Origin of the sequence: Kitasatospora sp. NPDC088783, from assembly GCF_044750705.1 — a bacterium.
Taxonomy (GTDB): Bacteria; Actinomycetota; Actinomycetes; order Streptomycetales; family Streptomycetaceae; genus Kitasatospora; species Kitasatospora fiedleri.
The window spans coordinates 66,776-82,041 of record NZ_JBIVKJ010000007.1; the positions used below are offsets into that span (position 1 = coordinate 66,776).

The window sequence follows — 15,266 nt, forward strand, 5'->3', positions numbered from 1 at the left end:
GGAGACCGCGCACGTGAGCAACATCCCCGAGACCGGCCGGACCCGCCGGGTGACGATCCGGCTGGTCGTCCTCCAGGTGCTGGTCCTGTCGCTGCTGGCCACCCTCGGCGGCCGGCTGTGGTACCTGCAGATCCGCAACGGCAAGGAGTTCACCGAGAAGGCCCAGGGCAACCACATCCGCGAGGTGGTGGAGCCCGCCGTCCGCGGCGAGATCCTGGACGCCTCCGGGCGGATCCTGGCCGGCAACGAGACCAAGCTGGTGGTGTCGGTCTCCCGCACCGCGCTGCTCCAGCAGAAGGACCGCGGCAAGGCGGTGCTCTCCCGGCTCGCCGACGTCCTGGGCGTCCCGGCCGAGGACGTGCAGAACAAGGTCCGGCTGTGCGACGCCAAGACGCCGCAGCCCTGCTGGAACGGCTCCCCGTACCAGCCGATCCCGGTCACCCAGCAGGCCACCACCCAGCAGGCGATGCAGATAATGGAGCGCCGCGAGGACTTCCCCGGCGTCACCGCCCAGCCCACCGCGCTGCGCCGCTACACCAACGCGGAGGGCGCCAGCGCCGCCCAGATCCTCGGCTACCTCTCGCCGGTCACCGACGACGAGGTCACCAAGACCGCCGACAAGACCGGCCGGGAGCGCCGCCTGCCCTCCGACCAGATCGGCCGGGCCGGCCTGGAGTCGGTGTACGACGACGACCTGCGCGGCACCACCGGCGTCGACCGGCTGGAGGTCGACAACCTCGGCCGGGTGATCGGCAGCGCCGGCACCACCCCCGCGCAGTCCGGCAACAACCTGGTCACCTCGATCGACGCCCGGGTGCAGAAGGTGGTCGAGGACCAGCTGGCCCAGGCCATGGCCGAGGCCCGCAAGGTGTACGACAAGGAGACCAGCCGCAACTACATCGCCGACTCCGGCGCGGCCGTCGTGATGGACGTGCACACCGGCCGGATCGTGGCGATGGCCAGCGCCCCCACCTACGACCCCAACCTCTGGGTCGGCGGCATCTCCGCCAAGGACTACGAGACGCTGAACAGCAAGGACTCCAACTACCCGCTGATCAACCGGGCCATCCAGGGCCAGTCCGCGCCCGGCTCCACCTTCAAGGTGGTCTCCACCACCGCCGCCGCGCAGGCCGGCTACGACCTCAACGGGCACTACCCGTGCCCGAAGTCGCTGACCATCGGCGGCCGCGAGTTCAAGAACTTCGAGAGCGAGAGCTTCGGCGACATCTCGCTGGAGAAGGCCCTGGAGGTCTCCTGCGACACCGTCTTCTACGGCCTGGCCTACGACCAGTGGATGAAGGACGGCGGCCTCAAGCCCAAGAAGGACGCCCAGGACTGGTTCTTCAAGACCGCCCACGAGTTCGGCCTCGGCGCCAAGACCGGCGTCGACCTGCCCGGCGAGGTGGCCGGTCGGGTCCCCGACCGGCAGTGGAAGCAGTCCTACTACGACGCGATGAAGGACTCCTGGTGCCAGCAGGCGGCCAAGGGCGGCCACGAGTACGCCGACGAGATCGCCCGCGAGAACTGCGCCGACGGCAACCAGATGCGCGCCGGCGACATGGTCAACTTCGCCATCGGCCAGGGCGACACCCTGGTCACCCCGCTCCAGATGGCCCGGATCTACTCGGCGCTCGCCAACGGCGGCACCCTGTACCGGCCCACCATCGGCAAGGCCGTGGTCAGCCCCGACGGCACCCTGGTGCGCGACATCGCCCCGCACGAGGACGGCAAGATCCCGGCCCAGGGCAAGCTGCTGGAGTACATCGACCAGGCCACCGCCGGCGTCGTCACCTCCGGCACCGCCGCCTGGAAGTTCACCGGCTCCGGCTGGCCGCAGGGCAAGATCGAGCTGCACGCCAAGACCGGCACCGCCGAGGTCGCCGGCAAGCAGACCACCTCCTGGCTGACCACCTACAGCAACGACTACGCGGTGGTCATGACGATCAGTCAGGGCGGCACCGGCTCCGGCGGCTCCGGCGACTCGGTGCGCCGGATCTACCAGGCGCTGTACGGCGTCGACGACAAGGGCACCATCGACAACTCCAAGGCGCTGCTGCCCAAGCCGCAGGCCGAACTGCCCAAGTTCAACCCGGACGGCACCGCGATCGTCCCCACCGCCTTCAGCTACGAGCCGGGCGCGACCTTCCTGGACCCGGCCCCGCCGGCCCGGGCCGGCCAGGTGTCCGGCGTGCTGCTCGCCGCCGTCGAACCCACCCGCGGCAGCGGGTACGGAAGGGGCCGGGCATGACCTCGTACGACTCCTACCGGGCGGTCCGGCTCTCGCCCCGGCGCTCCTCGCTGGGCCGGGCGCTGGCCAAGGACTCCCCGCTGCGGCGGCTCGACTGGATCATGATCCTGGCGGCGCTGGCGCTCTCCGTGATCGGCTCGCTGCTGGTCTGGTCCGCCACCCGCGGCCGCGACCAGCTCACCCACGGCGACCCGCAGTACTTCCTGTACCGGCACCTGACCAACCTGGCGATCGGCATCGGCCTGTGCGTGGCGGTGATCCTGCTCGGCACCCGCCGGCTGCGCACCGCGGTGCCGTTCATCTACCTGGCCGTGGTGCTGATGCTGTTCGCGGTGCTCAGCCCGCTCGGCTCGACCATCAACGGCGCGCACGCCTGGATCCAGTTCGGCGGCGGCTTCTCCATCCAGCCCGCCGAGTTCGCCAAGCTGACGATCGTGATGGGCATGGCCGCGGTGCTGTCCGCCCGGGTCGACGCCGGCGAGCGGGAGGTCCCGCCCACCCGCAGCGTGCTCCAGGCACTGGCGGTGGCCGGCTTCCCGATGGCCGTGGTCATGCTGATGCCGGACCTCGGCTCGGTGATGGTCATGGTGGTCACCATGCTCGGCGTGCTGCTGGCCTCCGGCGCCGCCAACCGCTGGGTGGTCGGCCTGCTGGCCGGCGGCACCGCCGGGGCGCTGGCGGTCTGGAAGCTCGGCATCCTCAGCCAGTACCAGATCGACCGCTTCGCGGCCTTCGCCAACCCGGCGCTCGACCCGGCCGGCGTCGGCTACAACACCGCGCAGGCCCGGATCGCGATCGGCTCCGGCGGCCTGACCGGCATGGGCCTGTTCCACGGCACCCAGACCACCGGCCAGTTCGTCCCCGAGCAGCAGACCGACTTCGTGTTCAGCGTGGCCGGCGAGGAACTCGGCTTCGCCGGCGGCCTGCTGATGCTCGGCCTGCTCGGCGTCATCCTGTGGCGCGCCTGCCGGATAGCGCGCCACGCCAGCGACCTGTACGGGACGGTCCTGGCGGCCGGCGCGGTCACCTGGTTCGCCTTCCAGGCGTTCGAGAACATCGGCATGAACCTCGGCATCATGCCGGTCGCGGGCCTCCCGCTCCCGTTCGTCTCCTACGGCGGCTCCTCGATGTTCGCGGTCTGGATCGCGGTCGGACTGCTGCAGTCGGTGCGCTCGCAGCGGCCGATAGGGGTCTGACCCCCCCACCGCGTGGAAACAGTGACCCCCGGGGCTCGGCTACCCTGAAGGGTCACTGCTTTTTCTGCCGTAAAGGTCCTTGCGCATGACTGTCGAATCGGTCTTCCCACGCCTGGAGGCCCTCCTCCCGCACGTCCAGAAGCCGATCCAGTACGTCGGTGGCGAGCTCAACTCGACCGTCAAGGACTGGGACGCCTGCGACGTCCGCTGGGCGCTGATGTACCCCGACGCCTACGAGGTCGGGCTGCCCAACCAGGGCACGATGATCCTCTACGAGGTGCTGAACGAGCGCGAGGGCGTCCTCGCCGAGCGCAGCTACAGCGTCTGGCCGGACCTGGAAGCGCTGATGCGCGAGCACGGCGTCCCGCAGTTCACGGTCGACGCGCACCGCCCGATCAAGGCGTTCGACGTGTTCGGCCTGTCGTTCTCCACCGAGCTCGGCTACACCAACATGCTGACCGCGCTCGACCTGGCCGGCATCCCGCTGAACGCCGCCGACCGCACCATGGACGACCCGGTCGTCCTCGCGGGCGGCCACGCCGCGTTCAACCCGGAGCCGATCGCCGAGTTCATCGACGCGGCCGTGATCGGCGACGGCGAGCAGGCCGTGCTCGACATCACCGACATCGTCCGGGCCTGGAAGGCCGAGGGCCGCCCCGGCGGCCGGGACGAACTGCTGCTGCGCCTGGCCAAGACCGGCGGCGTGTACATCCCGCGGTTCTACGACGTCGAGTACCTCCCCGACGGCCGGATCGCCCGGGTCGTCCCGAACCGCCCCGGCGTGCCGTGGCGGGTCTCCAAGCACACCGTGATGGACCTCGACGAGTGGCCCTACCCGAAGCAGCCGCTCGTCCCGCTCGCCGAGACCGTGCACGAGCGGATGTCGGTGGAGATCTTCCGCGGCTGCACCCGCGGCTGCCGCTTCTGCCAGGCCGGCATGATCACGCGCCCCGTGCGGGAGCGAAGCATCACCGGCATCGGCGAGATGGTCGAGCGCGGGCTGAAGGCCACCGGCTTCGAGGAGGTCGGCCTGCTCTCGCTGTCCTCCGCGGACCACTCCGAGATCGCCGACGTCACCAAGGGCCTGGCCGACCGCTACGCCGAGGACAAGATCGGCCTCTCGCTGCCCTCCACCCGGGTCGACGCCTTCAACATCGACCTGGCCAACGAGCTCTCCCGCAACGGCCGCCGTTCCGGACTCACCTTCGCCCCCGAGGGCGGCTCCGAGCGCATCCGCAAGGTCATCAACAAGATGGTGTCCGAGGAGGACCTCATCAACACGGTGGCCACCGCGTACGGCAACGGCTGGCGCCAGGTGAAGCTGTACTTCATGTGCGGCCTGCCCACCGAGACCGACGAGGACGTGCTGCAGATCGGCGAGATGGCGAAGAACGTCATCGCCAAGGGCCGCGAGGTCACCGGCACCAACGACATCCGCTGCACCGTCTCGATCGGCGGCTTCGTCCCCAAGCCGCACACCCCGTTCCAGTGGGCCCCGCAGCTGTCCGCCGAGGCCACCGACGCGCGGCTGACCAAGCTGCGCGACTCGATCCGCGGCGACCGCAAGTTCGGCAAGAACATCGGCTTCCGCTACCACGACGGCAAGCCCGGCATCATCGAGGGCCTGCTCTCCCGCGGCGACCGCCGGATCGGCGCCGTCATCCGGGCCGTCTACGAGGACGGCGGCCGGTTCGACGGCTGGCGCGAGCACTTCTCCTACGACCGCTGGATCGCCTCCGCCGAGAAGGGCCTGGCCGGCACCGGCGTCGACGTGGACTGGTACACCACCCGCGAGCGCGGCTACGAGGAGGTGCTGCCCTGGGACCACCTGGACAGCGGCCTCGACAAGGACTGGCTCTGGGAGGACTGGCAGGACGCGCTGGAGGAGGTCGAGGTCGAGGACTGCCGCTGGACCCCGTGCTTCGACTGCGGCGTCTGCCCGCAGCTCGGCCTCGACATCCAGATCGGCCCCACCGGCAAGAAGCTGCTGCCGCTGACCGTCGTCAACGAGTAGAGCCGCGCCCGTTCCGTCGGCCCCGCCCCGGTGCGGGGCCGACCGCGTCACGGGTGTCCTTCCGCGAATGCGTCCGGCTTGACGACCAGGCGGTCCTCCACATCGGGTAGGACGGCCAGTTCCAGATCCACCTCCGGCGCCCGGCGGCCCGGGACCTTCGTCCGGCGGACACGGCAAGTGACCCGCGCCCGCCGCAGGTCGTCCGCCATCGTTCCGGTCCCCTCCCGCTGCCAGCGGTCGCCGAAGGTGTCGCCGGTCGCGGACAGCGTCCAGCGCGCCCCCTCCGGTCCGTTCTCGCCGGACATGCCGGCTCGGTACTCCCGTACGCGGACTGGGAGCGCCCCGAGACCGGTCATGACTTCGGCGGAGAGCCTCCCGTACACGGCGCCCGGTTGCGGCGCTCCCCGGCCCCCGCTCGGACAGCTCCGGCAGCGCAGGTAGGCATAGACGCGTCGGTCCGTCCTGGTCCGCTGCACCGTCATGTTGGTGTCGCAGTCAGCGCACACCAGTACTCCCAGGAACTCGGTGGTCCCGCCGGGGCTTCGGCGGGGCCGCGCGGTGGCCCTACGGTCGAGAGCCGATTGCAGCGACTGCCACTCCTGCTCGCTGAAGATCGGATCAGCCACCCTGACGGGAGCGCCCTTCCGGTCGAGCACCACCCTCGCCCGGCGGGTGCCCGGCTCCGCCTCGACCCGCCACCCGCACAGTGCCGGGTTGCGCAACCGTCGAAGAAGCGTGGTGGTGGTCCACCGGCCGCCACCGCCGGTGGGGACCCGGGCCCGGAGGAGTACGGCGACCATCCGGCGGGCCGACACTCCGCGCCGTGCCGCGCCGTGGCACCAGCGCAGGACGCGACGAGCCCCGGGCTCGACGACCAGTCTGCCCCCCGTGTCCGTCGTGTATCCGTAGGGGGGTTTGCCCACGAGCCAGTCGGACTGGGTCTTCGTGTAGGCCCAGAGACTGGCGACGCGTGTGCTGGTGCCGCCCGCCTCGAGTTCGGCCACACCCCCGATCACCTTCGCGAGTTCCCTGCCCGCCACCGTGGACAGGTCGATCGCTTCGTGCAGCGAGACCAGGTTCTTCCCGTGATCCGTGCACCACTCGATCATCACGCTGAGGTCGGTCAGGCGGCGGACGAAGCGGTCCAGCTTCCAGAAGAGCAGGACATCGAAGTCGGGTGTGCGGTCGATCAGCCAATGACCCAGTTGCCGCCTCCTCCACGGAGGGACCCGGGTGGCCGAGACGTTCAGGTCACCGGCCACGCCGACGACACGGAAGCCACGTTCCCGCGCCAGCCGTCGTAGGTCGAGTTCCTGGCGCATCGGTGACGTGGTGTCCGCGGTGAAGGTCGAGAGCCTCACCGACAGCAGGGCGCGCGGCGCGTTCCGCGGGAGGCGCCGTTCATCGGCCAGGAGTTCTTCGAGGAGGGCGAGGTCGTTCTCACGCCAGTGCACGTGCGGTGTTGCCCGCGTCGGGTTCGTGTTCACGGCCTGGCCAACGAAGTGGCTGCCACCTGGATGTGGTCGTGTCGCTTTCTGTCCGCAGACGGACACCCACATCCAGGTCGGCCCCACCGGCAAGAAGCTGCTCCCGCTGACGGTCGTCAACAGCTGACGCGGCCTCACCCCCGGGCCCCCGCCACGACCCCGTGGCGGGGGCCCTTTGCCTGGGTATTACCATCGGCTGATCGGTCGACGGGGAGTGACGATGGCTCAGCAGGGCGGGGGGTGCCTGGTCGCGGTGGTGCGGCCGGTGGTGGTGGCGGTGGTGGTGCCGCTGCGGCTGCTGTGGGAACTCGTGGCGCTGGTCGCCCGCGGGGTCGGTTGGCTGGTCGACAGGGTGCTGCTGCGGCCGCTGCGTCTGCTCTGGCGGTGGGTGCTGGGGCCGCTGCTGTACTGGCTGGTGGTCGTCCCGGTCGGCCGGCTGTGGCGGTGGCTGGTGGTGGTGCCGCTGACCTGGCTGTGGCGGTGGGTGGTGCGGCCGGTCCTGGCGGCGCTGTGGAACTACGTGCTGGCCCCGATCGGGCGCGGGACGGCGTACCTGGCGGTCGGGTTCGGCCGGGTGGTCGCCTGGTTGGCGTACCACCTGGTCGCGGTGCCGGTCCGGGCGCTGTGGCGGTGGGTGCTGGTGCCGCTCGGCAGGGCGTTCCGGGACCGGCTGTGGCGGCCGGTGCTGTTCCCGGTGCTGCGCGCGCTCTGGCTGGCGTTCCGCCGGGCCTGGCGGCTCGGCGGCCGGATCTGGCGCTTCACCGTGGTCGCCCCCTGCCGCTGGGTGCGCCGCGACGTCTGGTGGCCCGTCAAGGCGGAGGTCCGCCGGGTGGCCCGGGAGGTACGGCGGACGCTGCTCGGCTGACGCACCGCGTACCCTTGGTGGGGACAAGGTCCGGCCGGAGCCGCACGCGGTGCGAGGCCGGACGGGGACAACTGACGAAGGACTGAGCCCCCTGGCACGCCGCACGCCCGACGGTCCGCCGCCCGCGCCGACGGTGCAGCGCATCCGTCTCCGCTACACCAAGCGCGGCCGTCTGCGCTTCACCAGCCACCGGGACTTCCAGCGGGCGTTCGAGCGCGCGCTCCGCCGCTCGGCCGTCCCGATGGCCTACTCCGCGGGCTTCACCCCGCACCCCAAGGTCTCCTACGCCAACGCCGCCCCGACCGGCACCGCCAGCGAGGCCGAGTACCTGGAGATCGGCCTCGCCGAGCGCCGCGACCCGGAGGCGCTCCGCCGCCAACTGGACGAGTCGCTGCCGCCCGGCCTGGACGTCACCGACGCGGTCGAGGTCGCCACCGGCAACTTCGTGGAGCGCCTGGAAGCCTCCGAGTGGCTGCTGCGCCTGCCCGGCGTGGAGCCCGCCGAGGCCGAGAAGGCCGCCGCCGTGTTCCTGGCCGCCGAGGCGGTCGAGGTCCAGCGGATGACCAAGAACGGCCTGCGCACCTTCGACGCGCGCGCCGCCGTCGCCGCGATCGAAACCGTCCCCGAGGGCTCCCCCCTGGTCGGGATCGGTGACAACACGGCCACGGACGGTGCGGACGATGTTCGCGCGGGCGTTCCCTGTGCGATACTGCGGCTGGTAGTACGACACGCCACACCCGCCGTACGACCCGACGACGTATTGTCCGGTCTCCGTTCGACGGCCGACCTCGCGCCGCCGGTCCCCGTAGAGGTGACCAGGCTGGCGCAGGGGCCGCTCGACGAGCAGACCGGCACGGTGACCGACCCGCTGGCGCTCGACCGCGCCGCGGCCGAGGTCGGCCGGTAGGCCGCCCCGCCGCGCGCAACCGCCGTCCGCCGAGTGGGCGGGAGCGCAGGCACGGAGAGAACTCCGGGCCTGTGGCTCCCCGGCCCCCGCGGCTCCCCAGGGGAGCGAGCGTCGTCGCGCGCAGGCCCGGCCGTCCTTGCGGCCCGGCCCTTGAAAACTGAGAAGAACTGGTCAGACCAGAAGACTTTTCGACTCCCCGCGTCCCGCGGGGGGTTGAGCGAGACTACGAGCCCCTGTGCGGTCTCACGTCCGCACGACGGCACCGTGGGAGCCGGACCGCCCGAAGCGGCGTCCGGCTGGTGAACGCGGTGGAGCGTCGTGCCAGGACGCGGAGCCCGGGGGCCTGACGGGAGACACACCCGCATGCTCGAAAACACCGAACCGCAGTCCGCTGCGGCCGACAACAACGACGACAACGGGGCCGACGGCACCGCCGCGGCGCCGCCGCGCCGCCGCCGCCGAGCGGTGTCCCGCCCGGCCGGCTCCCCGCAGGGTGCCGCGAGCGAGGGCGCCGGGACCGTGGTGGCGGCCCCCGCCGCCCCGGCGGCCGCCGGGGCCGAGGCTCCCGCCGCCGAGCCGGTGGCGGAGGAGAAGCCGGTGCGCGCCCGCCGTACCCGCAAGCGTGCCGAGGCTCCGGCCGGTGCGCCGGAGGCTCCCGCCGCGGTCGAGGCCGCGCCCGAGGTGCCCGCCGAGGCTCCCGCCGCCGAGCCGGTGGCGGAGGAGAAGCCGGTGCGCGCCCGCCGTACCCGCAAGCGTGCCGAGGCTCCGGCCGGTGCGCCGGAGGCCCCCGCCGCGGTCGAGGTGCCCGCTGAGGCTCCCGCCGTCGAGGCCCCGGCCGCCGACGAGCCCGCCGCCGAGCCGGTGGCCGAGGAGAAGCCGGCCCGCGCCCGACGCACCCGCAAGCGCGCCTCCGCGCCGGTGCAGTCGCCGGTGGCGGCCGAGGAGCCGGCCGTCGAGCCCGCGCCCGAGGCCGAGCCGGTCGCCGAGGAGGAGCCGGAGGCCGAGGCGGAGGCCCCGGTCGAGGCAGTCGCGGAGCCCGAGCCGGTCGTCGAGGCCGAGCCGCCGCGCGCCCGCCGCCGGGCCGTCCGCCCGTCCACCGCGATCTTCCAGGCGCCGGTGTTCCAGGAGCCCGAGCCCTTCACCGCCCCCGCGCCCGCCGCCAAGGCCGCCGCGGCCAAGAGCACCGCCGCCAGGACCACCGCCGCCAAGGCCGCCGAGCCGGCTCCGGCCGCCGCGGTCGAGGAGGAGCGGGCGTCCGAGGAGGAGTTCGAGTACAGCGGCGTCGGCCGCCGCCGCCGGGTCCGCACCGCGGTGCGCGTCCAGCAGTCGGCCAAGCCCGCGAAGGCCGCCCAGCAGCCCGCCAGGGCCGCTGCTCCGGCCGCTCCGGCCGCCCCCGCGGCCCCCGCCGCCCCGGTCGAGGCCCCCGCCGAGGTCGAGGCGCCCGCCGCCGGCCCCGAGCAGGACGCCGAGTGGGAAGACGACCGCCCGTCCCGCCGCCGCCGTCGCGGTGGCCGTCGCCGCCGTCGCGGTGACGCCGAGGACGCGCCCGAGTCGGTCGAGGCCGAGAGCGCCGAGACCGGGGCCGAGGACGCCGCCCACCAGGGCCCCGACGCGGGCGACGACCACGACGAGGCCGAGGACGACCAGGAGGACGACCTGGCCGCCGGCCTGTCCTCCTCGCGCCGCCGCCGTCGCCGTCGCCGCCGCAGCGGTGAGGGCACCGACCAGCCGGAGACCAGCGAGGACGGCGTGCGCACCGTGGTGAAGGTGCGCGAGCCGCGCCGCCGCTCTGCGGAGCCCGCGTTCGACCCGGACGAGGTGCAGTCCATCAAGGGCTCCACCCGCCTGGAGGCCAAGAAGCAGCGCCGCCGCGAGGGCCGCGAGCTGGGCCGCCGCCGCGTCCCGATCATCACCGAGGCCGAGTTCCTGGCCCGCCGGGAGTCCGTCGAGCGGGTCATGGTGGTCCGCCAGAACGGCGCCCGCACCCAGATCGGCGTGCTCGAGGACGGCGTGCTGGTCGAGCACTACGTCAACAAGGAGCAGGCCACCAGCTACGTCGGCAACGTGTACCTGGGCAAGGTGCAGAACGTGCTGCCGTCCATGGAGGCCGCGTTCGTCGACATCGGCAAGGGCCGCAACGCCGTGCTGTACGCGGGCGAGGTCAACTTCGGCGCGCTCGGCGGCCACGGCGGCCCGCGCCGGATCGAGTCGGTGCTGAAGTCCGGCCAGTCCGTGCTGGTGCAGGTCTCCAAGGACCCGATCGGCCACAAGGGCGCCCGGCTGACCAGCCAGATCTCGCTGCCCGGCCGCTACCTGGTGTACGTGCCCGAGGGCTCGATGACCGGCATCTCCCGCAAGCTGCCGGAGAACGAGCGGGCCCGCCTCAAGCAGATCCTCAAGAAGATCGTCCCGGACGACGCGGGCGTGATCGTGCGCACCGCCGCCGAGGGCGCCTCCGAGGACGAGCTCACCCGCGACGTCCAGCGCCTCCAGCAGCAGTGGGAGGAGATCCAGAAGAAGGCCGCCACCGGCAACGCCCCGGCGCTGCTGTACGGCGAGCCCGACATGACCGTCCGGGTGGTCCGCGACATCTTCAACGAGGACTTCACCAAGGTCATCGTCAGCGGCTCCGAAGCCTGGAACACCATCCACGACTACGTCACCAACGTCGCCCCCGACCTCACCGAGCGCCTGCAGCGCTGGACCTCGGACGTCGACGTGTTCGCCACCTACCGGATCGACGAGCAGCTGATGAAGGCGCTGGACCGCAAGGTCTGGCTGCCCTCCGGCGGCTCGCTGGTGATCGACCGGACCGAGGCGATGGTCGTCATCGACGTCAACACCGGCAAGTTCGTCGGCCAGGGCGGCAACCTCGAGGAGACCGTCACCCGCAACAACATCGAGGCGGCCGAGGAGATCGTCCGCCAGCTGCGGCTGCGCGACCTCGGCGGCATCATCGTGATCGACTTCATCGACATGGTGCTGGAGTCCAACCGGGACCTGGTGCTGCGCCGCCTGCTGGAGTGCCTGGGCCGGGACCGCACCAAGCACCAGGTCGCCGAGGTCACCTCGCTCGGCCTGGTCCAGATGACCCGCAAGCGGGTCGGCCAGGGCCTGCTGGAGTCCTTCTCCGAGCCCTGCGTGCACTGCAACGGCCGCGGCGTGATCGTCCACATGGACCAGCCCGGCCACGGCCACCAGGGCTCGCACACCATCGCCTCCGGCACCGGCGAGGGCGGCGGCAAGCGCCGCCGCCGGGGCCGTGGCGGGGCCGGCGGCGCGGAGGCCGACGCGGTCGAGGGCCTCGGGTCGGTCGAGTCCGCCGAGGTCGCCGAGGCGGTCGAGGCCGCGGAGACCGTCCTGGACGTGGTCGAGGAGCTGGAGCCGGTCGACGTGTTCGCCGACACCGAGATCGTCGGGACCGGTGCCGCCGACACCGAGCCGGTGCGGGCCGCCGAGGCCGCTCGGGCCGTCGTCGAGGAGAAGCCCGGCCCGGTGGAGATCCCGTCGGCCGCCCCCGCGGCGGGCGGGCGCACCCGGCGCCGCGCGGTGCGCAAGGCCACCGCTCCGGCCGGGGCGTCCGGCGAGGCCGAGATCGTGGTCCTGCAGGCCCGCGCCGAGGCCGCGATGGAGGCCGCGCTGAGCGCCGCCGAGAGGTCGGCCGCCGAGCAGCAGTCGGCCGTCGAGGTCGCCGGGACGGCCGCGGAGGTGGCGGCCGAGGCCGTCGCCGCGGTGGAGCCCGGGGCCGAGGTCACCGTCGAGGTCGACACCGAGCAGCCCGTCGAGGAGCCGGCCGAGGAGGCCGCGCCGAAGAAGCGGGCCCCCCGGAAGACCGCGGCCAAGACCGCGACCGGGACCGCCGCCAAGAAGACCACGGCGGCCAAGAAGACCGCGGCGAAGAAGACCACCGCCACGGCCGCCAAGAAGACGACCGCCCGCAAGACCGCCACCAAGCGGACCACGGCGGCCAAGAAGGCCGCCGCCGCCGAGGGCGACGGCGCCGCGGAGTGAGCCCGGCCGCGGAGTGAGCCCACGGGGGCCGGGAGCAGCGCCGACGCGCCGCTCCCGGCCCCTCCGCACGTCCCGGTTTGTCTTCGGATGGGCCGGTCCGTATCCTTGACCATCGGCGTGTTGACGCCGCGCTCCAGAGCACCTCACCTCCCGGGTGGACGCCGCTTCCGGCGTTTCCGGGGGAGGCCGCTTGTGTCCATACCCAGGCGGCTGGCATCCGGAGTTCCGACCGAGTTAGGAAAGCAGGTACCGCATGTACGCGATCGTTCGCGCCGGCGGCCGCCAGCACAAGGTCGCCGTGGGCGACGTGCTGGAGATCGACCGTATCGACGCCAAGCCGGGTGACTCGGTCGAGCTCTCGACCATCCTCGTCGTCGACGGTGAGTCCATCACCTCCGACCCGTGGGTGCTCGGTGGCGTGAAGGCGCACGCCGAGGTCGTAGACCACACCAAGGGCGACAAGATCGTCATCCTGCGCTACAAGAACAAGACCGGCTACCGCCGTCGTCAGGGCCACCGCCAGAAGCACACCGCGGTGCGCATCACCAGCATCGACTCGGTCAGCAAGTAACCACTTCCTGCGGTCTTCCTAGAAAGGGGATAGCCAGATGGCACACAAGAAGGGTGCGAGTTCCACTCGCAACGGTCGTGACTCGAACGCCCAGCGCCTCGGCGTGAAGCGCTTCGGCGGTCAGGTCGTCTCCGCCGGCGAGATCATCGTCCGCCAGCGCGGCACCCACTTCCACCCGGGCGCCAACGTCGGCCGTGGCGGCGACGACACGCTGTTCGCGCTGACCGCCGGTGCCGTGGAGTTCGGCAACCGTCGCGGCCGCAAGGTCGTCAACATCGTGGCCGTCGAGGCCTGAGTCCGTACAGACTCGCTGTGAAGGGTGGGCCGGGATGATCCGGGCCCACCCTTCTGCTTTACCGCAGGACACCCTTTTCTTTTCGCCCGGGAGGCACACCTCATGACCACCTTCGTGGACCGCGTCGAACTGCACGTCGCCGCGGGTAACGGGGGCCACGGCTGCGCCTCCGTGCACCGGGAGAAGTTCAAGCCGCTGGGCGGCCCCGACGGGGGCAACGGCGGCGAGGGCGGCTCGGTCATCCTGGTCGTGGACCCGCAGGTCACCACGCTCCTCGAGTACCACCACTCGCCCAAGCGCAAGGCCACCAACGGCAAGCCCGGTGCGGGCGGTCACCGCACCGGCGCGGTCGGCCCGGACATCGTGCTGCCCGTCCCGGACGGTACCGTCGTGCTCGACCGCAAGGGGAACGTGCTGGCCGACCTGGTCGGCCCCGGCACCAGCTTCGTCGCCGCCCAGGGCGGCCGCGGCGGCCTGGGCAACGCGGCGCTGGCCTCCGCCCGCCGCAAGGCCCCCGGCTTCGCGCTGCTCGGCGAGCCCGGCGAGGCCCGCGACATCGTGATGGAGCTGAAGTCCGTCGCCGACGTCGCGCTGGTCGGCTACCCGAGCGCCGGCAAGTCCTCGCTGATCTCGGTGCTCTCCGCCGCCAAGCCGAAGATCGCCGACTACCCGTTCACCACCCTCGTCCCCAACCTCGGCGTGGTGACCGCCGGCGAGACCGTCTACACGATCGCCGACGTGCCCGGCCTGATCCCCGGCGCCAGCCAGGGCAAGGGCCTGGGCCTGGAGTTCCTGCGGCACGTCGAGCGCTGCGAGGTGCTGGTGCACGTCCTGGACTGCGCCACCCTGGAGCCGGGCCGCGACCCGCTCACCGACCTGGAGACCATCGAGGACGAACTCGCCCAGTACGGCGGCCTGGAGGACCGGCCGCGGCTGGTCGCGCTCAACAAGGTCGACGTCCCGGACGGCCAGGACATCGCCGACCTGACCCGCGCCTCGCTGGAGGAGCGCGGCTACCGGGTGTTCGAGGTCTCCGCGCTCGCCCACAAGGGCCTGCGCGAACTCTCCTTCGCGCTGGCCGAGATCGTCGCCGCCGCGCGCGCCGCCAAGCCGGTCCAGGAGAACACCCGGATCGTCATCCGGCCCACCGCCGTCGACGACGCCGGCTTCACCATCGAGGAGGAGGACGGCGCCTACCGGATCCGCGGCGGCAAGCCCGAACGCTGGGTCCGGCAGACCGACTTCGCCAACGACGAGGCGGTCGGCTACCTCGCCGACCGGCTGGCCCGGCTCGGCGTCGAGCAGGAGCTGTGGAAGATCGGCGCCCAGGAGGGCGACACCGTCATCATCGGCCCCGAGGAGAACGCGGTCGTCTTCGACTGGGAGCCCACCATGGCGGCCGGCGCCGAGATGCTCGGCCGGCGCGGCGAGGACCACCGGATGGAGACCCAGCGCCCGGCCGTCGACCGCCGCCGCGAGCGGCAGCGCGGCCGGGACTCGGCGGAGCAGGAGTACCTGGAGTTCGAGGCGCTCTCCTCCGGCCGCGAGCAGCTCGACCAGTAGGGGCGTACCCGCACGACGGGGGCGCGGGCGGACCGCCCGCGCCCCCGTCCGCGCTTTCCGGGCCCGGCCCCGCGCCGGGGCGCCGCCCGGACGTCTCACGCCTCGTCGC

At 72.6% G+C, this 15,266-nt stretch carries 10 protein-coding genes; 9 read left to right on the forward strand and 1 reads right to left on the reverse strand.

All coding sequences use genetic code 11. From position 1 onward, the window contains the following. The first annotated feature begins 13 nt into the window (after window positions 1–13). The 3 genes from mrdA (at window position 14) to ACIP60_RS20630 (ending at window position 5,458) form a co-directional block, all read left to right on the forward strand. Window positions 14–2,248, forward strand: a complete 2,235-nt coding sequence (gene mrdA / locus ACIP60_RS20620; protein WP_400686483.1) for a penicillin-binding protein 2 — start codon at window positions 14–16, stop codon at window positions 2,246–2,248. Continuing rightward, the gene (gene rodA, locus ACIP60_RS20625; protein WP_400686485.1) at window positions 2,245–3,444 is read left to right on the forward strand and encodes a rod shape-determining protein RodA; all 1,200 of its coding nucleotides are present in this window, start codon (window positions 2,245–2,247) and stop codon (window positions 3,442–3,444) included. Before mrdA ends, rodA begins: the two co-directional genes overlap by 4 nt. A gap of 85 nt (window positions 3,445–3,529) precedes the next feature. Beyond that, a complete protein-coding gene (locus ACIP60_RS20630; protein WP_400686487.1) occupies window positions 3,530–5,458 on the forward strand; it encodes a TIGR03960 family B12-binding radical SAM protein in 1,929 nt (642 codons plus the stop codon). 47 nt (window positions 5,459–5,505) lie between these two features. Here ACIP60_RS20630 and ACIP60_RS20635 read toward each other — a convergent pair whose 3' ends face one another. Beyond that, on the reverse strand, window positions 5,506–6,945 hold the full coding sequence (locus tag ACIP60_RS20635) for a recombinase family protein (protein WP_400686489.1): 1,440 nt from the start codon (window positions 6,943–6,945) through the stop codon (window positions 5,506–5,508). Window positions 6,946–7,165: 220 nt separating this feature from the next. Here ACIP60_RS20635 and ACIP60_RS20640 point away from each other — a divergent pair, with 220 nt between their 5' ends. The 6 genes from ACIP60_RS20640 to obgE all read left to right on the forward strand — a co-directional run bounded on the left by ACIP60_RS20640 (window position 7,166) and on the right by obgE (window position 15,157). Continuing rightward, entirely contained in the window at window positions 7,166–7,810 is a 645-nt protein-coding gene (locus ACIP60_RS20640) for a hypothetical protein (protein ID WP_400686491.1), read from the forward strand. 133 nt (window positions 7,811–7,943) lie between these two features. Next, on the forward strand, window positions 7,944–8,717 hold the full coding sequence (locus ACIP60_RS20645; RefSeq protein WP_400686493.1) for a TIGR03936 family radical SAM-associated protein: 774 nt from the start codon (window positions 7,944–7,946) through the stop codon (window positions 8,715–8,717). Window positions 8,718–9,080: 363 nt separating this feature from the next. Continuing rightward, window positions 9,081–12,728 carry a ribonuclease E/G gene (locus ACIP60_RS20650; RefSeq protein ID WP_400686495.1) on the forward strand — a complete coding sequence of 1,216 codons (3,648 nt, stop codon included), beginning with the start codon at window positions 9,081–9,083 and terminating at the stop codon, window positions 12,726–12,728. 253 nt (window positions 12,729–12,981) lie between these two features. Beyond that, complete coding sequence (gene rplU / locus ACIP60_RS20655; RefSeq protein WP_100836127.1) at window positions 12,982–13,299, forward strand: 50S ribosomal protein L21; 318 nt, start codon at window positions 12,982–12,984, stop codon at window positions 13,297–13,299. 37 nt (window positions 13,300–13,336) lie between these two features. After that, window positions 13,337–13,594, forward strand: coding sequence for a 50S ribosomal protein L27 (gene rpmA / locus ACIP60_RS20660; protein ID WP_030906548.1), 258 nt, complete (start codon window positions 13,337–13,339; stop codon window positions 13,592–13,594). Between the two features lie 102 nt (window positions 13,595–13,696). Next, window positions 13,697–15,157, forward strand: a complete 1,461-nt coding sequence (gene obgE, locus ACIP60_RS20665; RefSeq protein WP_400686498.1) for a GTPase ObgE — start codon at window positions 13,697–13,699, stop codon at window positions 15,155–15,157. Window positions 15,158–15,266 lie beyond the last annotated feature (109 nt).